This window comes from Streptomyces sp. NPDC049813 (genome assembly GCF_044465085.1).
Classification (GTDB): Bacteria; Actinomycetota; Actinomycetes; order Streptomycetales; family Streptomycetaceae; genus Streptomyces.
The window spans coordinates 89,468-112,869 of record NZ_JBITLI010000007.1 but is presented as its reverse complement, the minus strand read 5'-3'; the positions used below and the strand labels follow the sequence as shown (position 1 = coordinate 112,869).

General features: G+C 73.6%; 17 protein-coding genes. 7 read left to right on the top strand and 10 right to left on the bottom strand.

The window, feature by feature from the left end; all coding sequences use genetic code 11:
- Positions 1-43: 43 nt before the first annotated feature.
- Positions 44-2,263, bottom strand: coding sequence for an NADP-dependent isocitrate dehydrogenase (locus ACIBW6_RS17100; RefSeq protein WP_399060220.1), 2,220 nt, complete (start codon positions 2,261-2,263; stop codon positions 44-46).
- Positions 2,264-2,513: 250 nt separating this feature from the next.
- Between ACIBW6_RS17100 and ACIBW6_RS17095 the strand changes: the two genes are divergently transcribed.
- Positions 2,514-3,899: an MFS transporter gene (locus ACIBW6_RS17095; protein ID WP_399060218.1), complete on the top strand. Its 1,386-nt coding sequence runs from the start codon at positions 2,514-2,516 to the stop codon at positions 3,897-3,899.
- Positions 3,900-3,945: 46 nt separating this feature from the next.
- On the opposite strand, the gene ACIBW6_RS17090 is transcribed toward ACIBW6_RS17095, so the two are convergent.
- The 6 genes from ACIBW6_RS17090 to ACIBW6_RS17065 form a co-directional block, all read right to left on the bottom strand.
- A complete protein-coding gene (locus ACIBW6_RS17090; RefSeq protein WP_399060216.1) occupies positions 3,946-5,880 on the bottom strand; it encodes a helix-turn-helix domain-containing protein in 1,935 nt (644 codons plus the stop codon).
- Between the two features lie 22 nt (positions 5,881-5,902).
- Entirely contained in the window at positions 5,903-6,694 is a 792-nt protein-coding gene (locus tag ACIBW6_RS17085) for a 3-hydroxybutyrate dehydrogenase (RefSeq protein ID WP_399060214.1), read from the bottom strand.
- 54 nt (positions 6,695-6,748) lie between these two features.
- On the bottom strand, positions 6,749-7,228 hold the full coding sequence (locus tag ACIBW6_RS17080; RefSeq protein ID WP_399060213.1) for an NUDIX hydrolase: 480 nt from the start codon (positions 7,226-7,228) through the stop codon (positions 6,749-6,751).
- A 39-nt stretch (positions 7,229-7,267) separates the two neighbouring features.
- Positions 7,268-8,878 (bottom strand): apolipoprotein N-acyltransferase, encoded by a 1,611-nt coding sequence (gene lnt, locus ACIBW6_RS17075; protein WP_399060211.1) that lies wholly within the window; start codon positions 8,876-8,878, stop codon positions 7,268-7,270.
- A 93-nt stretch (positions 8,879-8,971) separates the two neighbouring features.
- On the bottom strand, positions 8,972-9,535 hold the full coding sequence (locus tag ACIBW6_RS17070) for a hypothetical protein (RefSeq protein ID WP_399060209.1): 564 nt from the start codon (positions 9,533-9,535) through the stop codon (positions 8,972-8,974).
- A 176-nt stretch (positions 9,536-9,711) separates the two neighbouring features.
- Positions 9,712-10,497 (bottom strand): glutamate racemase, encoded by a 786-nt coding sequence (locus ACIBW6_RS17065; RefSeq protein WP_399060207.1) that lies wholly within the window; start codon positions 10,495-10,497, stop codon positions 9,712-9,714.
- 58 nt (positions 10,498-10,555) lie between these two features.
- Between ACIBW6_RS17065 and ACIBW6_RS17060 the strand changes: the two genes are divergently transcribed.
- Positions 10,556-11,728 carry a glycosyltransferase gene (locus tag ACIBW6_RS17060; RefSeq protein ID WP_399060205.1) on the top strand — a complete coding sequence of 391 codons (1,173 nt, stop codon included), beginning with the start codon at positions 10,556-10,558 and terminating at the stop codon, positions 11,726-11,728.
- Positions 11,729-11,749: 21 nt separating this feature from the next.
- Here the strand turns inward: ACIBW6_RS17060 and ACIBW6_RS17055 are convergent, their stop codons facing one another.
- On the bottom strand, positions 11,750-13,057 hold the full coding sequence (locus ACIBW6_RS17055; RefSeq protein ID WP_399060204.1) for a TerD family protein: 1,308 nt from the start codon (positions 13,055-13,057) through the stop codon (positions 11,750-11,752).
- Between the two features lie 295 nt (positions 13,058-13,352).
- Between ACIBW6_RS17055 and ACIBW6_RS17050 the strand changes: the two genes are divergently transcribed.
- The 4 genes from ACIBW6_RS17050 (at position 13,353) to ACIBW6_RS17035 (ending at position 17,907) form a co-directional block, all read left to right on the top strand.
- Positions 13,353-13,772: a DUF6643 family protein gene (locus ACIBW6_RS17050; protein ID WP_399060202.1), complete on the top strand. Its 420-nt coding sequence runs from the start codon at positions 13,353-13,355 to the stop codon at positions 13,770-13,772.
- A 60-nt stretch (positions 13,773-13,832) separates the two neighbouring features.
- Positions 13,833-14,654 (top strand): MOSC domain-containing protein, encoded by an 822-nt coding sequence (locus tag ACIBW6_RS17045; protein ID WP_399060200.1) that lies wholly within the window; start codon positions 13,833-13,835, stop codon positions 14,652-14,654.
- 105 nt (positions 14,655-14,759) lie between these two features.
- Positions 14,760-15,365, top strand: a complete 606-nt coding sequence (locus ACIBW6_RS17040) for a hypothetical protein (RefSeq protein WP_399060198.1) — start codon at positions 14,760-14,762, stop codon at positions 15,363-15,365.
- A 127-nt stretch (positions 15,366-15,492) separates the two neighbouring features.
- The gene (locus tag ACIBW6_RS17035) at positions 15,493-17,907 is read left to right on the top strand and encodes a right-handed parallel beta-helix repeat-containing protein (protein ID WP_399060196.1); all 2,415 of its coding nucleotides are present in this window, start codon (positions 15,493-15,495) and stop codon (positions 17,905-17,907) included.
- Here ACIBW6_RS17035 and ACIBW6_RS17030 read toward each other — a convergent pair.
- A complete protein-coding gene (locus ACIBW6_RS17030; protein ID WP_399060551.1) occupies positions 17,877-20,180 on the bottom strand; it encodes a hypothetical protein in 2,304 nt (767 codons plus the stop codon). The genes ACIBW6_RS17035 and ACIBW6_RS17030 overlap by 31 nt on opposite strands.
- 448 nt (positions 20,181-20,628) lie before the next feature.
- Between ACIBW6_RS17030 and ACIBW6_RS17025 the strand changes: the two genes are divergently transcribed.
- Positions 20,629-21,456 (top strand): DeoR/GlpR family DNA-binding transcription regulator, encoded by an 828-nt coding sequence (locus ACIBW6_RS17025; RefSeq protein WP_399060194.1) that lies wholly within the window; start codon positions 20,629-20,631, stop codon positions 21,454-21,456.
- Positions 21,457-22,017: 561 nt separating this feature from the next.
- Here the strand turns inward: ACIBW6_RS17025 and ACIBW6_RS17020 are convergent.
- Positions 22,018-23,178 (bottom strand): PLP-dependent cysteine synthase family protein, encoded by a 1,161-nt coding sequence (locus ACIBW6_RS17020; RefSeq protein WP_399060191.1) that lies wholly within the window; start codon positions 23,176-23,178, stop codon positions 22,018-22,020.
- Positions 23,179-23,402: the final 224 nt, after the last annotated feature.

Sequence of the window (23,402 nt, the reverse complement as noted above, 5' to 3'; positions counted from 1 at the left end):
GGTCTGCGCGGGGCAGTCCGGGGCAGTGCGGGTGCAGCGGGGATCAGGCGAGGGTCGCCAGGGCCTCGTTCAGCGTCCCCGACGGGCGCATGACGGCCGCGGCCTTCGCCGGGTCGGGCTGGAAGTAGCCGCCGATGTCGGCGGGGCTGCCCTGGACGGCGATCAGCTCGTCGACGATCTTCTGCTCGTTCGCGGAGAGCGTCCCGGCGAGCGCCGTGAAGGCCTGGGCCAGCTCCGCGTCGTCGGTCTGCGCGGCCAGCTCCTGGGCCCAGTACAGGGCCAGGTAGAAGTGGCTGCCGCGGTTGTCGATACCGCCGACGCGGCGGGTCGGCGACTTGTCCTCGTTGAGGAAGGTGCCGGTGGCGCGGTCCAGGGTCTCGCCGAGCACCTTGGCCCGGGCGTTGTCCGTGGAGGTGGCGAGGTGCTCGAAGGAGACGGCCAGGGCGAGGAACTCACCGAGGGAGTCCCAGCGCAGGTAGTTCTCCTTGACCAGCTGCTGGACGTGCTTGGGGGCGGAGCCGCCGGCGCCGGTCTCGAAGAGGCCGCCGCCGTTCATCAGCGGGACGACCGAGAGCATCTTGGCGCTGGTGCCCAGCTCCAGGATGGGGAAGAGGTCGGTCAGGTAGTCGCGCAGCACGTTGCCGGTGACCGAGATGGTGTTCAGGCCCTCGCGGATGCGCTCGACGGAGAGCTTGGTGGCGTCCTGCGGGGACAGGATGCGGATGTCCAGGCCCTCGGTGTCGAACTCCGGCAGGTACTGCTCGACCTTCTTGATCAGCTGGGCGTCGTGGGCGCGGCCCTCGTCCAGCCAGAAGACGGCCGGGTCGCCGGTGGCGCGGGCGCGCGTGACGGCGAGCTTGACCCAGTCCTTGATCGGGGCGTCCTTGGTCTGGCAGGCGCGGAAGATGTCGCCCTCGGAGACGGTCTGCTCCAGGACGACGTCACCGGCCTCGTTCACCAGGCGCACGGTGCCCGTGGCCGGGATCTCGAAGGTCTTGTCGTGGGAGCCGTACTCCTCGGCCTTCTGCGCCATGAGGCCGACGTTCGGCACGGAGCCCATGGTCGACGGGTCGTAGGCGCCGTGGGCGCGGCAGTCGTCGATGACGACCTGGTAGACGCTCGCGTAGGAGGAGTCCGGGATGACGGCGAGCGTGTCGGCCTCGCCGCCGTTCTTGTCCCACATGTGGCCGGAGGTGCGGATCATGGCCGGCATGGAGGCGTCGATGATGACGTCGGACGGCACGTGCAGGTTGGTGATGCCGCGGTCGGAGTCGACCATGGCCAGGTCCGGGCCCGCGGCCAGCTCGGCCTCGAAGGACGCCTTGATCTCAGCGCCGTTCGGCAGGGACTCCAGGCCCTTGTAGATGCCGCCGAGGCCGTCGTTCGGGGTGAGCCCGGCGGCGGCGAGGTCGGCGCCGAAGCGGGCGAACGTCTCGGGGAAGAAGGCGCGCACGACGTGGCCGAAGATGATCGGGTCCGAGACCTTCATCATGGTGGCCTTCAGGTGCGCGGAGAAGAGGACGCCCTCTTCCTTGGCGCGGGCGACCTGGGCGGTCAGGAACTCGCGCAGCGCGGCGACGCGCAGCACGGAGGCGTCGACGACCTCCCCGGCGAGGACCTTGACGGACTCGCGCAGCACCGTGGTGGTGCCGTTGTCGGCGACCAGCTCGATGCGCAGGGCGTCGTCGGCGGCGATGACCGTGGACTTCTCGGTCGAGCGGAAGTCGTTGACGCCCATGGTGGCGACGTTCGTCTTCGAGTCGGCGGACCAGGCGCCCATGCGGTGCGGGTGGGCCTTGGCGTAGTTCTTGACCGAGGCGGGGGCGCGGCGGTCGGAGTTGCCCTCACGCAGGACCGGGTTCACGGCGGAACCCTTGACCTTGTCGTAGCGGGCGCCGATCTCGCGCTCCTCGTCGGTCTTCGGCTCGTCGGGGTACGCGGGCAGCGCGTACCCCTGCTCCTGCAGCTCGGCGATGGCCGCCTTCAGCTGGGGGATGGACGCCGAGATGTTCGGCAGCTTGATGATGTTGGCCTGCGGCGTCTTCGCGAGCTCACCGAGCTCGGCGAGGGCGTCGGGGATGCGCTGCCCCTCTTCCAGGTACTCCGGGAACACGGCGAGGATGCGGCCGGCCAGGGAGATGTCACGGGTCTCGACGCGCACACCGGCGGTGGACGCGTAGGCCTCGATGACCGGAAGGAAGGAGTACGTCGCGAGGGCCGGGGCCTCGTCAGTGTGCGTGTAAATAATGGTCGAGTCAGTCACCGGGGGCTCCGCTCCACGTCTTCCGTCGTCGTCTCTGCAGTCGTGCTCATATTGCTCGACATCAAGATATCTCGTGCCAGGCCCGATGCCGAAAGGGCCCCGCCCGCCTGGTCGGCGCGTCCGCATGGTGGGTGCGCTCACTTGGCCGCCCGGAACTATGGTGTCCCACCACATACGCCTCTGACCTGCACGTTCCTACGGTGTGGCTCCATACACGCCCGTCCCCGTCGAACGCCAGGAAGTGGTGCCGATGTCGTCGCCCGCAACCGCTCCACCAGCTCCGTCGAACCTCAAGCGCATCGTCGCCGCGTCCCTCATCGGCACGACCATCGAGTGGTACGACTTCTTCCTCTACGGCTCCGCCGCCGCGCTCGTCTTCAACAAGCTGTTCTTCCCCGGCTCCGACCCGCTCGTCGGCACGCTGCTGTCCTTCCTGACCTACGCCGTCGGGTTCGCCGCCCGGCCGCTGGGCGCCCTGGTCTTCGGGCACTACGGCGACCGCCTGGGCCGCAAGAAGCTCCTGGTCATCAGCCTGCTGATGATGGGCGGCGCCACCTTCGCCATCGGCCTGCTGCCCACCTACGCCACGCTCGGCGCGGCCGCGCCGGTCCTGCTGACCGTGCTGCGGCTGGTCCAGGGCTTCGCCCTCGGCGGCGAGTGGGGCGGCGCGGTGCTCCTGGTCTCCGAGCACGGGGACGCCGCGCGCCGCGGCTTCTGGGCCTCGTGGCCGCAGACCGGCGCGCCCGCCGGGCAGCTCCTCGCGACCGGCGTGCTCTCGGCGCTCACCGCCCTGCTGTCGGACGCCCAGTTCACCTCGTGGGGCTGGCGCGTGCCGTTCCTGCTCTCCGGCGTCCTCGTGATGGTCGGTCTGTGGATTCGTCTCTCTGTCGACGAATCACCGGTCTTCAAGGAGGCGCTGGCCCGGGCGCAGAACCGTACGTCGCAGGGCGGCGCGGTCGAGAAGATGCCGCTCGTCGCGGTCCTGCGGCACCACTGGCGCGACGTCCTGGTCGCCATCGGCGCCCGGATGGCGGAGAACATCAGCTACTACGTCATCACGGCCTTCATCCTCGTCTACGCCACCACGTCGGCCGGGGTCTCCAAGCAGACCGCGCTGAACGCCGTGCTGATCGCCTCCGCCGTGCACTTCGCCGCCATTCCGGCCTGGGGCGCCCTGTCGGACCGGATCGGGCGGCGCCCGGTCTATCTGCTGGGCGCGGCGGGCGTCGGGCTGTGGATGTTCCCGTTCTTCTCCCTGGTGGACACCGCGAGCTTCGGCAACCTGATCCTCGCCGTCACCGTCGGTCTCGTGCTGCACGGCGCCATGTACGCCCCGCAGGCGGCCTTCTTCTCGGAGATGTTCGCGACGCGGATGCGCTACTCCGGCGCGTCGATCGGCGCCCAGTTCGCGTCGGTGGCCGCGGGCGCTCCGGCGCCACTGATCGCGACGGCCCTGCTCGCCGACTTCGACAGCTCGACGCCGATCTCCCTGTACGTGATCGCCGCCGCGCTGGTGACGCTGGTCGCCGTGGGCGTCGCCAAGGAGACCCGCCACCGCGACCTCACCGCGGACGATCAGGAGCCGCCGGCCGGCGCCCCGGTTGCCGGCCGCCGCGCCGACGCGCACACGGTCTGACCCGCGGCGGACCGCCGCCGGCCCCGTACGCCGCGCGCGTACGGGGTCAGCGGCGGTCCGGGCCCGCCAGCCGGTGCAGCCGCAGCGCCAGCTGGATCTCCAGCGACCGTGCGGGCTCCTGCCAGTCGGGGCCGAGCAGCCGGCCGATCCGCTCCAGGCGCTGGGCGACGGTGTTCACGTGGACGTGGAGCGCGTCCTTGGTGCGGGCCGGGCTCGTCCCGGACGCGAAGTACGCGTCGAGCGTGCGCACGAGGTCGGTGCCCCGGCGTTCGTCGTAGCCGACGACCTCGCCGATGGTGCGGGTGACGAACCCGCCGATGTCCCGGCTGTCGGCGAGCAGCAGCCCGAGGAAGCCGAAGTCCTCCGCGGCGGCGCCCTCGCCGGCCCGGCCGAGCAGCCGCAGCGCGTCGAGACAGCGCTGTGCCTCGGCGTATGCGTCGGCGGCGGTCTCGGCCCGGGCCACCAGGTCCGCCACCGGCGCGGAGGCGCCCACGGTGACCGGTTCGTGGACCGCCGCGGAGAGCCGCTTCGCCACGTGCGCGGCCACCCCGGACGCCGTGCCGCCGGAGCGCAGGGGCAACAGCAGCACCGTGCCGCCGTCGCGGGCCGCGGCCAGGCCGTGCCGGGTCGCGGCGAGGTGGTTCGCCGCCGACCACAGGCGGCGGCGCGCGGCGGCCTCGGCCTCCGCGTCGTCGTCGGCGGTGGCGGCGGCCGTCTCGAGGCGGGCGGCGAGCACGACGTGGGTGGTGCCCAGGTCGGCGTGGAGGCGGGCGGCCCGCTCGCGCAGCAGACGCGGGTCGCGGTCGCGGGCGTCGAGCAGGTCGTCGAGGAGCTCGCCCCGCACGCGCTGTTCGGCCTCGGACGCGGAGCGGCGGGCGAGCAGCAGCAGCGAGGTGACCATGGCGGCGCGCTCCAGGGTCCGCTGGTCGACGGGGTCGAGGCCGGGCTGCCCGCGCAGCACCAGGGCGCCCAGGAGTTCACCGCCCGCGGCGACCGCCGCGACCCAGTCCGCGCCGAGCCGCACGGCGTGCCCCTCGGTGCGGGAGACCTCGACGGCCTCGCCCGGTGCGGTGTCCGCGTCGCTGAACTCGACCGTGCCGTCGAGCACCTGGGAGACGGCGGCGGCCACGTCGTGCACGCCGCCGCCGCGCAGCACCAGCTCGGCGAGGCGGTCGTGCACGTCGGAGGCGCGCTCGATGACGCCGCTGCGGTCCCGGATGATCTCGTTGGCCCGCTCCAGCTCGCCGAGGGCCTCGCGCGTCTCGGTCAGCAGGTTGGCGGTGTCGATGGCCGCGGCGGCGAGCGCCGCGAACGAGCCGAGCAGCGCGATCTGTTCGCGTTCGAAGACCCGTGCGCGCCGGTCGGCGGCGAACAGCACCCCGATCACGTGGGGCCCCAGCATCAGGGGCACACCGAGGATCGCGACGAGGCCCTCGTCGTGGACCCCGGCGTCGATGGTGCGGGTGTGCTGGAAGCGCACGTCCTGCCCGTAGTTGTCGGTGACGTAGGGCCGGGCGGTCTGTGCGACGAGGCCGCCGAGCCCCTCCCCCATCCCGAGGCGCAGCTGCTGGAAGCGGGCCGCGACGGAGCCTTCGGTGACCCGCATGTAGGTGTCGCCGCGCGCCGGGTCGTTGAGCGTCAGGTACGCCACGTCGGTGCCGAGCAGCGAGCGGGCGCGCTGCACGATGGCCTGGAGGACGGCGTCGAGGTCGCGCAGCCCGGCCAGGTCGTGGGCGGTCTCGAACAGGGCGGACAGCTCGGCCTCGCGGCGCCGCCTGCCCTCCATCTCCGCGCGCACCCCCAGCGCGAGCCGCTTGGCGTCCTCGAGCGCGGCGATCCGCCCGGGCGGCGCGCCCTCGGCGCGGGCGAGCAGCACCGGCTGTTCGTAGGCGTCGGCGGAGGCGCCCCGGGCGAGCAGCTCCAGGTACGGGGCCTGCGCGTCGCCGGCGGGCGCGGGGGCGTGCGGCGGGGGCTGCTCCATGCGCACCAGGATCACCCGCGTCTCAGTGCGCGGTCCAGCCGCCGTCGAGGGTCAACGACGCCCCGGTCATGAACGACGCCTGCGGGGTGCACAGGTAGGCCACCGCCTCGGCGACCTCGGACGGTTCGATGAGCCGCTTCAGGGCGCTGTCGCGCAGCAGCACCTCGCTCACCACGCGCTCCTCGGGGATCGCGTGCTGCGCGGCCTGGTCGGCGATCTGCCGCTCGACCAGCGGGGTGCGCACATAGGCGGGGTTGACGCAGTTCGAGGTGACGCCGTGCGGGGCGCCTTCCAGCGCCGCGGTCTTCGACAGCCCTTCGAGGCCGTGCTTCGCGGCGACGTACGCGGACTTGTACGCGGAGGCGCGCAGGCCGTGCACGGACGACACGTTGACGATGCGGCCCCAGCCCTGCTCGTACATGTGCGGCAGCGCTCCGCGGATCAGCCGGAACGGCGCCTCCAGCATCACGGTGAGGACGGTGTGGAAGACGTCGGGCGGGAACTCCTCGATGGGGCGCACCAGTTGCAGTCCGGCGTTGTTGACGAGGACGTCCGCGCCGGCCGCCGCGGCCTCGGCGGCGTCGAGGTCGGTCAGGTCCAGGACGTACGGCTCGACGCCGTCGGTCTGCTCGGCCAGCGTCGCGAGACCCGCCGGGTCCCGGTCGACCGCCCGCACCTTGGCGCCCGCGGCGGCGAGCCGCAGGGCGCAGGCCCGGCCGATGCCGCCGGCGGCGCCGGTGACGAGTGCGGTGCGCCCGCCGAGGTCGAGGGGGGCGGCGTGGGGGGCGGCGGCGTCAGGGGTGCGCGGGGTCATGCTCGCACCCTAGGCACCGCTCTGACGTCGCCCGATGTGGCCGGCACCCATACTTCAGCGCTCGCTCATGGTCTCGAACCATGTCGGTCCCCCGGACCGGGCCTGCTTGATGCGCAGCAGCGCCTCCTCGCCGAGCGGCGGCAGCGCGTCGAGGGCGTACCAGGCGACTTCGAGGGACTCCTCGTCGTTGACGCGCGCCTCGCCGCCGGTCGCCCGGCAGCGGAACGTCGTGTCCATGAACTGGCACACGTCACCGTTGGGGTAGGTGATCGGCGGCATCGCCTGGACAAGGACGACGCGTTCGGCGACGCACTCGACGCCCGTCTCCTCCTGGACCTCGCGGGTGGCGACGTCCGCGGGCTGCTCGCCGGGTTCGGCGATGCCCGCGGGCAGCTCCCAGCGGCCCGTGTCGGCGCGGCGGCCGAGGAGCACCCGGCCCGCGTCGTCGAGGACCACGGCGGTGACGCCGGGCAGGTAGAGCAGCTGGTGACCGGCGTGGGCGCGGATCGTGCGGATGAACTCTGGAGTCGCCATGCCGTCGACCCTAACCGGCCGTCCCCGGGGCCCGGCGGCTCAGACCCGGGACCGCCGGCCCGAGCGCGTGCGCACGACGGACCAGGCGAGTCCGCCGAGACCGACCGCCACCAGGAGCGCCTCGGGCAGGGCGCCCAGGCGGGTGGCGAGCGTCTGCGACGTGCGCTTGGGGACGTCGGCGAGGAGGGTGTCGGCCTCGAACATCCCGGTGTGCTGCGCGACCGATCCGTCCGGCCGGATCACCGCGCTGATGCCGCTGGTGACCGGGACCATGACGGCCCGGCCGTGCTCGACGGCGCGCACCCGGTCCATGGCGAGCTGCTGGTAGGTCATCTGGCTGCGCTCGAACGTGGCGTTGTTGCTCGGCACGGAGAGGATCTGCGCGCCTTCGCGGACCTGGTCGCGCACGACGTCGTCGAAGGCCGCCTCGTAACACGTCACATTGCCGATCTTGGTGCCCGCCATGTCGAAGGCGACGGCCTTCTTGCCGGGCACGAAGTCTCCGGCGCGGTCCACGTCCTTGCTGAAGATCCGGAAGAAGCTGCGGTAGGGCATGTACTCGCCGAAGGGCTGGAGGTGCCGCTTGTCGTAGACCGCGCCGGGGCCCTTCTGGGGGTCCCAGAGGATCAGCCGGTTGCGCGCCGAGCCGTCCTTCGCGGTGACGACGGCGCCGACCGAGATCGGCGCGCCGACGGCCCGGGCGGCCCGGCTGATCTCGTCGTAGGCGTCCTGGTTGACGTACGGGTCGATGTCGGAGGAGTTCTCCGGCCACAGGACGAGGTCGGGCCGCTTCACCTCGCCGGCGTCGATCCTGGTCGCGAGCTTCATCGTCTCGCGCACGTGGTAGTCGAGGACGGCCCGGCGCTGGGCGTTGAAGTCGAGGCCCATGCGCGGCACGTTGCCCTGGATCAGCGCCACGCGCGCGGTGCCGTCCTGCGCCGCGTTCGACATGAAGGGCAGCGTCACGGCGCCCGCGACCACCGGCGCGACGGTCAGGACGGCGGCGGCGGTGACGGTGCCGTCCCGCCAGAGCCGCGCGCCCCGGTCGCCCGAGCGCCACCGCCCGCCGACGCGCAGGGCCAGCGCGGCGAGGCCGAAGCCGCACAGCACCACGGCGAAGCCGAGCAGCGGGGTGCCGCCCAGCGATGCCAGCGGCAGGAGGACGCCGCTGGGCTGGCCGAAGGCGACCTTGCCCCAGGGGAAGCCGCCGAAGGGGAACCGGGCGCGCAGTGCCTCGTCGGCGATCCAGACGCCGCTCGCCCACAGCGGCCACAGCGGCAGCCGCGACACGTACGCGATGCCCAGGCCGGCCAGGGACAGCACCAGCGCCTCGGCGACGGCGAGCGCCAGCCACGGCAGCGGCCCGACGTCGACGCCGGTCCAGGAGAGCAGTGGCACGAGGTAGGCGAGGCCGAAGAGGAGCCCGAGGCCGAATCCGGCCCGCAGCCGCCGGCCGTGCAGGGCGGCGCCGAGGAGGGCGAACGACAGCGGTGCGAGCCACGGCAGTTCGCGCGGCGGGAAGCTCACGTAGAGCAGCAGCCCGGCGAGGACCGCCAGACCGACGGGCACGAGCCGTCGCAGGTAGGAGGGGCGAGCGGGCTGCGCGGGAGGCTCGTCCGACGGGGCGACGGAAGGTGCGGTGGCGGTCACCCGGGGAGTGTACGGCGCGTCCCTGTCACCAGGACACGGCGGCCGGACGGGCGCCGGCCGGTGGCGGACGGTGACGGGCGGCGGCCCGCGGGGTCAGATGCGGGGCTTGGCCTTCTTCGGCGTGAGGCGGTCGCGGATGTGCCGCACCGCGCTCTCCGCGTCGTCCACGGTCACCGTGAACTTGCGGCCGTCGCCGAGGCTCAGCACGAGGCCCTCGCCGCGGCGCACCACGACGGCCATACCGATCTCGGGCCGCCAGCGGTAGCCCCAGCCGCCCCACTGGCGGGGGGTGACGCTCGGCGCGAAGTCCGCGTCGACCACGTCGGCGAGCGGGATCCGGCGCCGCGGCAGTCCGACGTGGCCGCAGCGCACTTCCAGGTGCTCCTTGTCGACCTTCACGGAGACGTGCAGGAAGGCGAGCGTGCCGAAGAGGATGAGCAGCCCGGCGGCGATCAGGCCGATCACGGACATGGCCAGGGCGGCGACGGCGCCGGTCCAGGAGCTGACCACGGCCAGCTCGATACCGAGCGCCAGGCAGGCGAAGCCGCCCAGGGCCAGCAGCCACTGCACGCGGTTGCGTGCCCGGCCGGTCCAGATGTCGCTCGCGTGGGCGGAAGAGCGTCGCCCGGGGTGCTTGTCGGCGGCGTGTTCCCTCATGCACACGAGCGTACTCATGTTCCGGGGTGAAAGCACGGGGTAGCGGAGCGTGACCGTCCCGGGCTGCGCGGGACCGCGGAGCGTCACCGTCCTGGGGCTGTGCGGGGCGGCGGAGCGTCACCGTCCCCGTGCGGCGCGGGGCGGCGGACGTCACGGCCCCCGCAGGGCCCGGAGAGTCAGCCGACGTGGCTGACGGCCTGCAAGGAGCGTCCTTCGGCGTACGTGAGCGCGGCGGGCGGCAGGCTCTCGGTGCGGCCGCCGAGGAGCACGGTGAGGCCGCCCCGGGCGTCCGGCCGGGCGTCGGGCCGCTCGCCGATGCGGCGCAGGGCCTGCGCGGCGACGGCTCCGGCGCTGCCCAGCAGCGCGGGCGGGGTGGCGCCGGGGCGCTGCACGGCGGCCTGGATACGCTCCGCCACCAGCTCGTAGTGGGTGCAGCCGAGGACGACCGTGCGTACGTCACGCGGAGTGAGGGCGGCCGCGGCGGCGACGGCACGGTCGATGCCGTCCTCGTCGGCCCACTGCACCGCGTCGGCCAGGCCCGGGCAGGGCACCTCGGTGACCTCGACGCCCTGCGCGAAGTCGCGGATCAGACCCCGCTGGTAGGGGCTGCCCGTGGTGGCGGGGGTGGCCCAGATCGCGACGGGCCCGCCGGCCACCGCGGCCGGCTTGATCGCGGGAACGGTGCCGATGACGGGGATCTCCGGTTCGAGCCGGGCGCGCACGGCGGGCAGCGCGTGCACGGACGCCGTGTTGCAGGCGATGATCAGCGCGTCCGGCCGGTGCGCGGCGGCGGCCTCGCAGGCGGCCAGCGCAAGCCGCCGGACGTCCTCGGGAGTGCGCGGCCCCCACGGCATGCTGTCGGGGTCCGAGGAGAGCACGAGATCGGCGTCCGGCCGCAGGGCCCGCACCGCGACGGCGGCGGCGAGCAGTCCGATTCCCGAGTCCATGAGCGCGATCTTCACCCGGAAACCATAGACGATGGGACCGACAGAGCCGCGGCCGTGGGGCAGACTGCGGCGGATGGACGTCGTAGCGTGGATCACCGCGGCCGCTCTGGCCGCCTGGCTGTGGCTGCTGCTGTGCCAGGGGTTCTTCTGGCGTACGGATCTGCGGCTGCCGCCGGGCGCGGCGCCCGCGCGGTGGCCGGACGTGTGCGTCGTCGTCCCGGCCCGGGACGAGGCGGAGGTCTTGCCGGCCAGTCTGCCGTCGCTGCTCGCGCAGGACTATCCCGGCCGGGCCGAGGTCTTCCTGGTGGACGACGGCAGCACGGACGGCACCGGCGAGGTGGCGCGGGCGCTCGCGGCGCGCCACGGAGGCCTCCCGCTGACCGTCGGCTCCCCCGGCGAGCCGCCCGCGGGCTGGACGGGGAAGCTGTGGGCGGTGCGGCACGGCATCGCCCTGGCCCGCGCGCGCGACCCGGAGTTCCTGCTGCTGACCGACGCGGACATCGCGCACGGGCCGGACAGCCTGCGCTCGCTGGTGGCGGCGGCGCACTCCGGCGGCTTCGACCTGGTGTCGCAGATGGCGCGGCTGCGGGTGGCGAGCGGGTGGGAGCGGCTCGTGGTGCCCGCGTTCGTCTACTTCTTCGCGCAGCTCTATCCGTTCCGGTGGATCGCCGAGAAGGAAGCACGCACGGCCGCGGCGGCGGGCGGCTGCGTCCTGCTGCGGACGCGGGCGGCGGAGCGGGCCCGCGTCCCGGAGGCCATCCGGCACGCGGTGATCGACGACGTGTCGCTCGCGCGGGCCGTGAAGCGCTCGGGCGGCCGCATCTGGCTGGGCCTCGCCGACCACGTCGACAGTGTGCGGCCCTATCCGCGCCTCGCCGATCTGTGGCGGATGGTGTCGCGCAGCGCCTACGCGCAGCTGCGGCACAATCCGCTGGTCCTCCTCGGCACGGTGCTGGGCCTCACGCTGATCTACCTGGTGCCGCCGGCCGCCGTGGGCGGGGGGCTCGCCGCCCACAGCGTCCCCACGGTGCTGTTCGGCGCGCTCGCGTGGGCGGTGATGACGGGGACGTACGTGCCGATGCTGCGCTACTACCGGCAGCCCTTGTGGCTCGCGCCGCTGCTCCCGTTCACCGCTTTCTTGTACCTCCTCATGACGGTGGACTCCGCGGTGCAGCACTATCGGGGCCGCGGCGCGGCTTGGAAGGGACGTACGTACGCGCGGCCCGACCCGGCGCCCGAGCAGTAGCCGGTCCGGGGCCGCGCGCCGCTACTTGCGGCCCGGACTCCAGTTCATGCCCCACCCGTAGGCGCGGTCCACGGTGCGCTGCGGGCTGACGCCCCGCTCCGGGACGAGGTAGCGGGCCTCGCGCTGGACGGTCAAATCGCCGCCGTCGTTCGTGATCAGGGCGAGCGCGCAGACCGTGGAGGGCACCGTGCACTCGTCGAGGGAGAAGTCGACGGGCGCCCCGCTGCCCGGTTGCAGCGTGACGGTCGCGTGGAGGTCGGCAAAGCTGCGCGCGCCTTCGTAGATCGTCACGAAGACGAGGATGCGCCGGAAGGCGTCCTTGTGGTCGAGGTTGACGCTGAGGTTCTCGCCGGTGGCGACCGAGCCGCTGCGGTCGTCGCCGTCGAGGTGAATGTACGGGGGGCGGTCCAGCGCGCCGAAGGCGTTGCCGAGGGCCTGGACGACTCCCTTGCGGCCGTCGGCGAGTTCGAACAGGGCGCACAGGTCGAGGTCGAGATCGCGGTGGAGCGCGGTCGCCCGGCCGCGCTTGCTGCCCCAGCCGCTGAACTGCTTGCGCACCTCCCAGTTGAGGTTCACCCGCAGCGTGCCGGACGTGCCGCCCTGCTTGGCCAGGGAGACGGTGGGCGCCGACTTGGTCAGGGTGACCTTGGTCAGGCGTACGGGGGCGGGGGCGGGCGGCGGGCTCGGAGGCGCCGGCGGCGGGCTGATCGGCGCGGGCTGTGTGCTCACCGGCGGGCTCGGCGGCGCGGCGGGAGCGGCGGGAGCGGCGGGAGCCTGCGGTGCGACGGGAGCGGCCGCGGCCTGGGGTTCGTCCACGCTGATGCCGTAATCGGTGGCGAGCCCCGCGAGGCCGCTGTCGTAGCCCTGGCCGACGGCACGGAACTTCCAGGCGCCCTGGCGCCGGTACAGCTCGCCCAGGACGAACGCGGTCTCCACCGTCGCGTCGGCGCTGTCGAAGCGGGCCAGCTCGGTCCCGGCCGCCGCGTCGACGACCCGGATGTAAAGGCCGGGCACCCGGCCGAACGTGCCGCCGTCGGCCGACGCGGCCAGCACGATGCGCTCGATGGCGGGCTCCACGCGCGCGAGGTCGACAAGGAGCGTGTCCGTGACGCTGCCCTCCGCCGTGCTCTTGCCTTCGTGCCGCACGGCGCCGGACGCGTGCACCGGCTGGTTGTAGAAGACGAAGTCCGCGTCGGAGCGGACCTTCCCGGCCACCAGCAGCAGCGCCGAGGCGTCGGCGTCGGGCACACCGGGGCCGGACCGCCATCCCAGTTCGACCCGGACCGCGGGAGCCGGCACCGCGACGTTCGCGCCTTTGGTCATTGTCATGTCTGCCCCCAAGATGCCTCTCCGGATTCCCGGACAACCTATTCTGCGGCCCGTTTCCCGGCCTGTTTTCCGACCCGCGACGGACCCGCAGACACGGTGAAGATCGCCGCTCGCCCCCCGTCGGTCAACCCTCGGTAACCCGTCGAGAACGCGGCATTTACACGATCCTTGCGTCCCGTGGCGACCGTTTTTCCCAAGTTCGCTCACATTGGGGACACGCGGTCACGGCCGACACGCAAAAGAACCCTCTTATCGGTCTCCCCAACGACCACATCGTGGGCTTAACTTATGTGCCATGACCTCCCCCCGCTCCACCTATGGCGGCGGTTACTACTCCGCGCCGTCCTTCCCGGACACTCCGATCTACGACTCCCTGGTCGCAGAACGGGGCACTCCCCAGATCGCCCCGATCCGGGTCCCCTCCGTGTACGACACCGGCAGTCATCTGCCCGCCCTGCCCTCGGCCCTGCCGGCCCTCCCCTCCGCCCCGTCGCCGCAGTACGGCTACGGGACCCAGCAGCACGCCCCGATGCAGCACGCCCCGGCGGCGTACATCCCGCAGCAGGCCGCGGCGCCCCGGGGCTACCAGCAGCAGGCCCAGCCGCAGCGTCCGGCCCCGGGCACCGGCTACGAGGCGATGCGCCCGGCCGCGCCCCGGCCCGCCCCGGCGCCGTACGAGGATCCGTACAACCGCCAGCAGTACCGCGGTTACTGACCTCGCCGGGTCCGCTCGCCCGCTCAGGGGGCCGTCGGTGCCGGCTGGCAGGATGGCCCCATGTCGCAACCAGTGCTCAGTTCGATACACGTCTACCCGCTGAAAGCGGTTCGGGGGCACGCACCGCGTGAGGCGGTCGCGGAACCGTGGGGACTCGCGGGTGACCGTCGCTGGGTGCTGGTCGACGCCGAGCACAAGATCGTCACGCAGCGCCAGGATCCGCGCCTCGCGCTGGCCGCCGCCGAGCAGCTGCCCGGCGGCGTCCGGCTGTCGGCGCCGGGGCTCGACCCGCTGACGGTCGAGGTGCCCGAGCCCGTGGGGACGACCCCCGTCCACGTCTGGAAGGACAAGGTCGAGGCGGTGCTCGCCGCCCCGGCGGCGCACGCCTGGTGGAGCGCCTATCTGGAGACGGACATCCGGATGCTGCACCTGGACGACCCGGCGACCAGACGCCCCCTCGCCCCCGAGTACGCCGAGCCCGGCGAGACGGTCAGCTTCGCCGACGGATACCCGCTGCTCGTGACCACCCTCTCCTCGCTCGACGCGCTCAACTCGCTGATCGCGCAGGGTGACCATGCCGACGAGGGCCCCCTCCCGATGAACCGTTTCCGGCCGAATGTGGTCGTCTCAGGGACCTCTCCCTGGGCGGAGGACGACTGGGCACGCATCGCGATCGGTTCCGTCCCCTTCCGCATCACCAAGAAGTGCGGCCGCTGCGTCGTGACCACCACCGACCAGCGCACGGCGGAGCGCGGCAAGGAACCGCTGCGCACCCTGGCCCGCCACCGCCGCTTCGGCGACCAGCTCTGCTTCGGCACGAACCTGGTGCCGCTGACGTCCGGCACCGTCCGGGTGGGAGATCCGGTCAGGGTGCTCGAATAACCCTCGACCGGCAGGGGAACCCGGTGCCCCGGCATGCTCGTTGCGGGACAATGGCAGCATGTCGCTGTTCAGGTCCAGGACGGGGGCGGAAAGGGGGTGCGGTCCGTGCGAGTGATCACCGGGCTCTGGCGCTGGCGCCACAATCCGCTGCGCCGCGGCACCGACCTGGCGGAGGCGTGGGTGGCGCTGGTGGCGCTGGTCCTCGTCGTCGTCGCCGCGCCGGTCGTGGGCACCGTCGCGGCGTCCTTGTCCCGCGACGCCCTGTACCACTCGGTCCAGGAGCAACGCGACCAGCGGCACGAGACCACCGCGACCGTGGTGAAGAAGGTGGCGCAGCCGCCGCTCGACCCCGATCCGGAGACCTCCACCGCGCGGGACGCGCACAGCCGGGTCCTGGCGACCTGGACGGCGCCGGACGGCTCGGCCCACCGCGACCGGGTCGTCGCCGGGCTCACCGCACCGCGCGCGGGCGACACCTTCCCGCTCTGGACCGACCGGCAGGGCCACGTCGTGGGCCGGCCGCTCGACCGGGCGACCGCCGCCACGCACGCGGTGCTCGCCGGGGTCGGCGCGGGCGTCGCCCTCATCGGCCTCGTCGAGGGCGCGCGCCGCCTCGTCGTATGGCGCATGGTCCGTCGTCGGTACGCGCGTTGGGACCGCGCGTGGGACATCGCCGGTCCCGACTGGGGCCGGACCGGCGCGGGCAGCTGACGGGGGTCCTGCTCCGGTCAACCGCCGTGCTCCGCGCACGCTACGGTGGACCCACCTTTCGCAGGACAGACGCCGGGCAGGGCGTGTGGACGACCCGCGTACGACGAGGTGGGGGCAGATCAGCGCCATGGCACAGGGCACGGTCCAGGTGACGCACACCGGCACATCGCGGTGGCGGCGCCGCACAGGTGAGTACGCGTCGCTGGCCGCCGCCCTGGAAGCGGCCGGCGACGGGGACGTGCTGACGATCGCCGCGGGTACCTACCGCGAGAACCTCGTCGTCCAGCGCGCGGTGACGCTGCGCGGCCCCGAGGGCTCCCCCGGATCGGTGCGCATCGCGCCCGCCGACGGGGTGCCGCTGACCGTGCGCGCCTCCGCGACCGTGCAGGACCTGCACGTCGAGGGGCAGGACGCGGCGGCGCCCGCGCTGCTCGTCGAGGAGGGCGCCCCCGAACTGGTGGACATACGGGTGGTCACCCGGTCCGCGTCGGGGATCGAGGTGCGCGGCGGCGCGCGCCCGACCGTGCGGCGCTGCGTGGTGGACAATCCCGCGGGCATCGGCATCGCCGTCCTGGACGGCGGCGGCGGGGTGTTCGAGGAGTGCGAGGTGGTCGCCGCCGGGCAGGCCGGGGTCGCCGTCCGCGGCGGCGCGCACCCGCGCCTGGAGCGCTGCCGGGTGCACCACACGAGCGGCGCGGGGCTCTCCGCGACCGGCGAGGGCAGCGGCCTGGAGGCCGTCGGCTGCGAGGTGTACGAGGTCAAGGGCTCGGGGGTGCAGATCACCGGCCGGGCCGCCGCCCACCTCACCGACTGCGACGTGCACCGCACGACGGCGGACGGGGTCACGCTCGACACGGACGCGGTGCTCACCCTCGCGGACTGCCGCATCCACGACATCCCGGAGAACGCGATCGACCTGCGTTCCCGGTCCGTGCTGACGCTGACCCGCTCTTCCGTACGGCAGTTCGGGCGCAACGGGCTGTCGGTGTGGGACCCGGGCACGCGCGTGGACGCCAACCAGTGCGAGATCTTCGACAGCACGGGCGACTATCCGGCGGTGTGGGTGAGCGACGGCGCGACCGCCGTGCTCGACGCGTGCCGGGTGCACGACGTGCCGGACGCCCTGTTCGTGCTCGACCGCGGCTCCCGGGTCGACGTGGTCGACAGCGATCTGACGCAGGTGCGCAACACCGCGGTGTCGGTGAGCGACGGCGCGACCGCGCAGCTGGACGACTGCCGCATCCGCGAGGCCGCCACCGGCGCCTGGTTCCGCGACCACGGCAGCGGCGGCACGCTCGCCAACTGCACGGTGGACGCGACGCAGACGGGCGTCATCGTCACCAAGGGCGCCGATCCGACGATCGAGCGCTGCACGGTCACCTCGCCCGCTGAGGCCGGGTTCTACGTGTCCGCGGGCGGCCGGGGCACCTTCACCGGCTGCCGGGTCACGGGCAGCGGCGGATACGGCTTCCACGTCCTGGACGGCTGCCGCACGACCCTGAAGAAGTGCCGTACCGAGCGGTGCGCGCGCGGGGGTTACGAGTTCGCCGAGGACGGTCCCGTCGTGGAGGAGTGCGCGAGCGACGAGAGCGGCGGCGTCCGTCCCGGCGGCGCGGCGGCGGCCGCGGCCACCGAGCCGGCCGTGCAGACCGCCACCCAGACCGTCGGGTTGCTCGCCGCCGTGCCCGACCAGCGCCCCGTGGCGCCCCAGGACGCGCCGGACAGGCCCGCCCGCCCGTCCAAGGACGTCCTCGGCGAACTCGACGCCCTGGTGGGCCTGGAGAGCGTCAAGCGGGAGGTACGGGCGCTCACCGACATGATCGAGGTGGGCCGCAGGCGGCAGCAGGCGGGCCTCAAGGCGGCGTCCGTCCGCCGGCACCTGGTCTTCACCGGCTCCCCCGGCACCGGCAAGACGACGGTGGCGCGGCTGTACGGCGAGATCCTGGCCGGGCTCGGCGTCCTGGAGCAGGGGCACCTCGTCGAGGTGTCCCGCGTCGATCTGGTCGGCGAGCACATCGGGTCGACGGCGATCCGCACCCAGGAAGCCTTCCAACGGGCCCACGGCGGCGTGCTGTTCATCGACGAGGCGTACGCCCTCTCGCCCGAGGACTCCGGGCGCGACTTCGGCCGTGAGGCGATCGACACCCTCGTGAAGCTCATGGAGGACCAGCGGGACTCCGTCGTCGTCATCGTCGCGGGCTACACCGCGGAGATGGAGCGGTTCCTCTCGGTCAACCCCGGGGTGGCGTCCCGCTTCTCACGGACCATCACCTTCTCCGACTACGTCCCCGACGAACTGCTGCGCATCGTGGAGCAGCAGGCCGAGGAGCACGAGTACCGGCTCGCCGCCGGGACGCGGGAGGCGCTGCTCAAGTACTTCACGGCGCTTCCCAAGGGCCCGGCGTTCGGCAACGGCCGGACGGCGCGGCAGACCTTCGAGTCGATGGTGGAGCGGCACGCGGGGCGGGTCGCCCAGGTCGACGAGCCGGACACGGACGACCTCACGCTCCTCTACCCGGACGATCTGCCCGAGCTGCCCTGAGGGCCCTCCGGGAGCGGCTCCGCGTCCGGTGCCCCGGCCGCCGGGCGCGGCTGCGGGACGCCCGGCCTGAGGCGGGCGAGCAGCCGGGCCCGCTCCTCGGCGAAGACCGGGTCGGCCTGGTAGTCGCCGTGGCCCAGGATCGGTGCGGGCAGCGGGTGTTGCGCGGTGCGGCCGTAGGCGAGCGGGTCGGGCAGCGCCGGGTGGTCGACCACCGGGCCGCAGGCGCCGGGCAGGCCGATGGGGCCGCCGATCGGGTCGGTCCTGCGGTACAGGTTGCGCCAGCAGTCGACCTGGCGGTGCAGCGCGGCCAGGGCGGCGGGGCCGAAGTGCGCGGGGAACCACCGGCCGTAGAGCCGCTCCAGTGGCGAGCCGTAGGTGAGCAGTCCGACGCGCTTGCGTACGGAGGGCGGCAGCTGCCAGGCGGCCGCCGCGGCGAGGACGCTGCCCTGGGAGTGGCCGGAGAGGATCAGGCGGCCGCCGGTGGTGCGCGTCCAGGTGGCCATGCGCCAGGTCAGGTCGGGGACGGCGCGCTCGGCGTAGCAGGGGGGCGCGAAGGGGTGCGCGGCGCGCGGCCAGAAGGTGCCCACGTCCCAGAGGATGCCGATGGTGCGCCGGGCGGCGGGGTCCTTGTAGGCACGCCGCCCCCAGGTGACGAAGAAGAGGAAGCCGAAGCCGATCAGCCAGGACCCGAGCGCCTGGGCGGTGTCCGCGGCGCCCTGGACGACGGAGTACGTGCCTTCGGCCGCGGTGCCCGGCACCTGGCCGGTGGCCCAGGCACCGGCCACGGCGAGGCCGCCCAGCAGCAGCGTCACCGAGGAGACGGCACCGATCAGCAGCGGCGCCCGGTCGGTGAGGGTGGCCCGCGCGCGGGTGCCCGCGATGCGCTGGGTGCGGGTCGGGTCCGCGGGCTCCCCGGCGGCGCCCGGCCGGTCGTAGAGGTGGTAGTCCAGGGCGACCCTGACCGTCTCGCGCTTCTTGAGGCGCGCGGTGCGCAGGGTGAGCGCGCCGCACAGGACGGCGAGGACGACCAGGAGGGGCGGGATCACGGACGCCTGCCAGGAGAGCAGCACCGGCGGTCCGTCGATGAGGCCGCTGGTGCCGTCCAGCCAGTCGGCGACGCGCTGCGCGATGCCGCCGGTCATGACGCCGCCGAGGGCGCAGGCGAGCATCGCGGTGGCGGGGCCGCCGAGGCCGCGCAGCGCGGCCCTCGGGTCCGGGGCCTTGCGGTGGATCAGCGTGGCGACGACGGCGAGGGCCACGACGAGGGCGCCTTCGGCGAGGGCGATGCCGCCGAAGGCGCTGATACCGAAGGCGCCCGGCAGCCGCCCCGCGGAGCGCCACCCCGGCCGGGACCAGCCCGCGTACAGCATGCTCAGCGCGAGCAGGAGCAGCGCCGCGTACGGCAGGAGGCGGACGAGCGCGCGGTCCAGGGTGACGTCGAGGGTGGACTCGTCGCGGCCGCGGTGGGCGACGACGCCGACGACGGCGACGACCCCCGCGAGCAGGGCGCCGACGAGGACCCAGCCGAGGGCGTCGAGGACGGCGGGGCCGCCGGGTGCCCGGTCGTGGCGGGCCGCGGGCGTGCCGACGGCCGCCGCGACGGTGAGCAGGCCCGCGGCGCTGTGCGCGGCACGCAGCCGGGCCACGAGCCGGCGCCCGTACCAGAAGCCGGGTCTGCCGAGGGCGGTGCTCGTCTCGCCGTCGTCGGGTTCGGACTGGTGCGGCAGCGGCAGCTGGGACTCGTAGGCGCTCCACGTGCGGTGCGAGAGGTACCAGAGCAGCGCCATCAGGGCGGTGGGCACGAGCGCGGCGAGCGCGAGGCGCCGGCCCGGCAGGCTCCACCAGCCGCCGTCGCCGTGCGCGTCCACGGCGAGGAAGCCGAGCCAGGCCCGCCGCGCGCCGCACGCCGCGGTCCCCGCGCACTGCCACGCCGTCAGATCGAGCGCGACCTCGCAGGCCGCGGCGGCGAAGAGCACGGTGAGGGTGAGGCCGACGAGCCGCACGAGCAGGCCGTAGAGGCGGACGGTGCGCGAGCGGCGCACGGCGTTGGGACGCATCCAGTGGGCGAGGTTGACCACCATGAAGGGCAGCAGCAACAGCCACAGGGCGCGCGAGCCGTTGCCCGAGGTGAGGTTGCACCACACGTACGCCTCGGGGACGGGTTTGCCGCGGTAGTCGTCGGGGCGGCTCTCCGCGTCGGCGTCCTCGACCCGGCGGAAGACCGCCGCGGTGTCGTCGCCGGAGACACGGACCGTACGGGGGTCGTCGAGCATCTCCTGCGGTGTGGTGCCGCCGACGCCGTGGACGAGCAGTTCCAGGGCGGTCTCGTCGGCCGCCGCCGGGCTCGGGCCCCGCGGGTCCGCTTCGCCGGAGAGGTTCCGCCCCTCACCGGGACCGCCCGAGGCCCCCGGCGCGCTCCGGCCCGTCCCGGCCGTCCGGCCCGTCCCGTCGGTCTCGTCCGTGCCGTCGGTCTCGTCGGTCTCGTCGGTCTCGCCGGTCTCGTGCTGGTGGTTCCCGAGCGTCATGGTGCGCGTCCCCCGTTCCTGACCCGGTCCCAGAATCCCGGCTCACGACGCGCGTGCGCACCCCCCGTCACGGAATCTCCCCGATCGTTGTGGCACCGATGCGCACCGGTTGTCCGCGCGGGCGGTGGCACCGCTGTCGGCGGCGCGTGCGAGGATGACGCGGCAGAGCAGGCCGGGTGAAGGGATCAGACGGTACGTGAGCGAGAACCAGAACCTCCTCGCGGAGCAGCGCCGCGCCCTGATCCTCGACGAGGTGCGCCGGCGCGGCGGCGTCCGGGTGAACGAGCTGACGAGGAAGCTCGGCGTCTCCGACATGACGGTCCGCCGCGACCTCGACGCGCTGGCCCGCCAGGGCGTCCTGGAAAAGGTGCACGGCGGAGCCGTGCCGGTCGTCGAGGCGAGCACGCACGAACCCGGCTTCGAGGCGAAGTCGGGGCTCGAACTGACCGCCAAGGAGGACATCGCGCGCACCGCGGCGGCGCTCGCCGCGCCCGGCACGGCGATCGCCCTGTCCGGCGGTACGACGACGTACGCGCTGGCCCAGCAGCTGCTGGACGTGCCGGACCTGACGGTGGTCACCAACTCGGTGCGGGTGGCCGACGTGTTCCACGCGGCGCAGCGCAGCGCGGGCACCCGGCCGGGCGCGGCGACCGTGGTGCTGACCGGCGGTGTGCGCACCCCGTCCGACTCCCTGGTGGGGCCGGTCGCCGACCAGGCGATCGCGGCGCTCCACTTCGACGTGCTCTTCCTCGGGGTGCACGGCATCAGCGCCGAGGCGGGACTGTCGACGCCGAACCTGGCGGAGGCGGAGACGAACCGGCGGCTCGTGCAGTCCGCGCGGCGGGTCGTGGTGGTGGCCGACCACACCAAGTGGGGGACGGTGGGGCTGAGTTCGTTCGCCTCCCTCGACCAGGTGGACACGCTGGTGACGGATGCGGGGTTGCCGGTGGGGGCGCGGGCCGAGGCCGGGGAGCACGTGCGGCTCGTTGTCGCCGGCGAGCCGGATTCCGGCACCGACATCTGACGGGACGGCAGTTGGGGCCGGCCGCGGCCCCCAGGTATCTCTCCACCCCCGGCCCGGTGGGACTTCTCGCGCCGTTCCCCGCGCCCCTGAAAGGCGCACTACGTGCGCCCCCGTCTTCGTCCGCGGGCCCGGTGGGGCTTCTCGCGCAGTTCCCCGCGCCCCTGGAGCATGCGGCTTCGCCGCAGCCCCAGCGGCCCGATGAGATGGCGCACGCAGTGCGCATCTCAGGGGCGCGGGGAACTGCGCGACCAGCCACGACGACGCGTCAGCCGAACAACGGCCCCACAAGGGGCGCGAGGAACTGCGCGAGCAACCACCACGACGCGTCAGCCAAACAACGGCCCCACAAGGGGCGCGGGGAACTGCGCGACCAGCCACGACGACGCGTCAGCCGAACAACGGCCCCTCAAGGGGCGCGAGGAACGGCGCGAGCAACCACCACGACGCGTCAGCCAAACAACGGCCCCTCAAGGGGCGCGAGGAACGGCGCGAGTGAGCACGACGCGGCGTCAGGTGACGGGCGGGCCTGGAGACGAGGCCACAGAACGGGCGCGGCAGCGCTCACGCTGCGCGCGCCGGCCACACCCCCGTGACCAGAAGCTGCTCGATCGTCCGGGCGTAGGGCCCGATGTCCAGCCCCTGCTCCCGGAGCCAGTCGTCCGAGTAGTACTTGTCGAGGTACCGGTCACCCGGATCGCACAGCAGCGTCACCACACTCCCCGTACGCCCCTCCGCCACCATCTCCGCAACGATCTTGAGCGCGCTCCACAGCCCCGTACCGGTCGAGCCCCCCGCCTTGCGGCCGATGGCCCCTTCGAGCGCGCGGACGGCGGCGACGCTCGCCGCGTCGGGCACCTTCATCATGCGGTCGATGGCGCCGGGCACGAAGCTCGGCTCCATGCGCGGGCGGCCGATCCCCTCGATGCGCGAGCCGCAGTCGCTGGAGGCGTCGGGGTTGTTCTCCGTCCAGCCCTCGAAGAAGCAGGAGTTCTCCGGGTCGGCGACGCAGACCAGGGTGTCGTGCTGCATGTAGTGCACGTACCGGGCGAGCGTCGCCGAGGTGCCGCCCGTCCCGGCGGTCGCCACGATCCAGGCCGGGCAGGGGTAGCGCTCCAGCTCCATCTGCCGGTAGATCGACTCGGCGATGTTGTTGTTGCCGCGCCAGTCCGTGGCCCGCTCCGCGTACGTGAACTGGTCCATGTAGTGCCCGCCGGTGCGGGCGGCCAGCGCCGCCGACTCCTCGTACATGGTCCTGGGGTCGTCGACGAAGTGGCAGCGGCCGCCGTGGAACTCGATCAGTCGGCACTTCTCGGCGCTGGTCGTACGCGGCATCACCGCGATGAAGGGCACCCCGATCAGCTTCGCGAAGTAGGCCTCCGAGACCGCCGTGGAGCCGCTGGACGCCTCGATGACGGGGCGGTCCGGCCGGATCCAGCCGTTGCACAGGCCGTAGAGGAAGAGCGAGCGGGCGAGCCGGTGCTTGAGGCTGCCCGTGGGGTGCGTCGACTCGTCCTTCAGGTAGAGGTCGATGCCCCAGTGCTCGGGGAGCGGGAAGCGCAGCAGATGGGTGTCGGCCGAGCGGTTGTGGTCGGCCTGCACCTTGCGGACGGCCTCTTTGAGCCACGTCCGGTAGGCGGGGTCCGTGTGGTCGACGTCGAGCGTCGGGACCGGCTCACCGGCCGGGTCGTCGCCCGTCAAAGCGCCCTGCTGGGTCGTGCTCACCGCGCGGCTCCTTCGCGTCGTTCCGCGCGTCGGGCCGGACGGGGCCGCCGGGAGCGGCGTACCGAACGAACCGGTGCGGGCCCGGTCGGACCTGACCGGACGCCTCGATCATAGACACCTTCCTCACCCTTCTCACCTGCATAAACATGCCTTTGGGCGGCTCAAAGGCTGGGCTGGCGGGACGGGGAACGGGCGTGCGAGGGGGCGCATATCCTGGATGCACC

Coding starts and splice junctions, on each gene's coding strand:
- ACIBW6_RS17095 (WP_399060218.1), top strand. CDS start 2,514: ATGTCGTCGCCCGCAACCGCTCCACCAGCTCCGTCGAACCTCAAGCGC.
- ACIBW6_RS17090 (WP_399060216.1), bottom strand. CDS start 5,880: ATGGAGCAGCCCCCGCCGCACGCCCCCGCGCCCGCCGGCGACGCGCAG.
- ACIBW6_RS17085 (WP_399060214.1), bottom strand. CDS start 6,694: ATGACCCCGCGCACCCCTGACGCCGCCGCCCCCCACGCCGCCCCCCTC.
- ACIBW6_RS17080 (WP_399060213.1), bottom strand. CDS start 7,228: ATGGCGACTCCAGAGTTCATCCGCACGATCCGCGCCCACGCCGGTCAC.
- ACIBW6_RS17070 (WP_399060209.1), bottom strand. CDS start 9,535: ATGAGGGAACACGCCGCCGACAAGCACCCCGGGCGACGCTCTTCCGCC.
- ACIBW6_RS17060 (WP_399060205.1), top strand. CDS start 10,556: ATGGACGTCGTAGCGTGGATCACCGCGGCCGCTCTGGCCGCCTGGCTG.
- ACIBW6_RS17055 (WP_399060204.1), bottom strand. CDS start 13,057: ATGACAATGACCAAAGGCGCGAACGTCGCGGTGCCGGCTCCCGCGGTC.
- ACIBW6_RS17050 (WP_399060202.1), top strand. CDS start 13,353: ATGACCTCCCCCCGCTCCACCTATGGCGGCGGTTACTACTCCGCGCCG.
- ACIBW6_RS17045 (WP_399060200.1), top strand. CDS start 13,833: ATGTCGCAACCAGTGCTCAGTTCGATACACGTCTACCCGCTGAAAGCG.
- ACIBW6_RS17035 (WP_399060196.1), top strand. CDS start 15,493: ATGGCACAGGGCACGGTCCAGGTGACGCACACCGGCACATCGCGGTGG.
- ACIBW6_RS17030 (WP_399060551.1), bottom strand. CDS start 20,180: ATGCTCGACGACCCCCGTACGGTCCGTGTCTCCGGCGACGACACCGCG.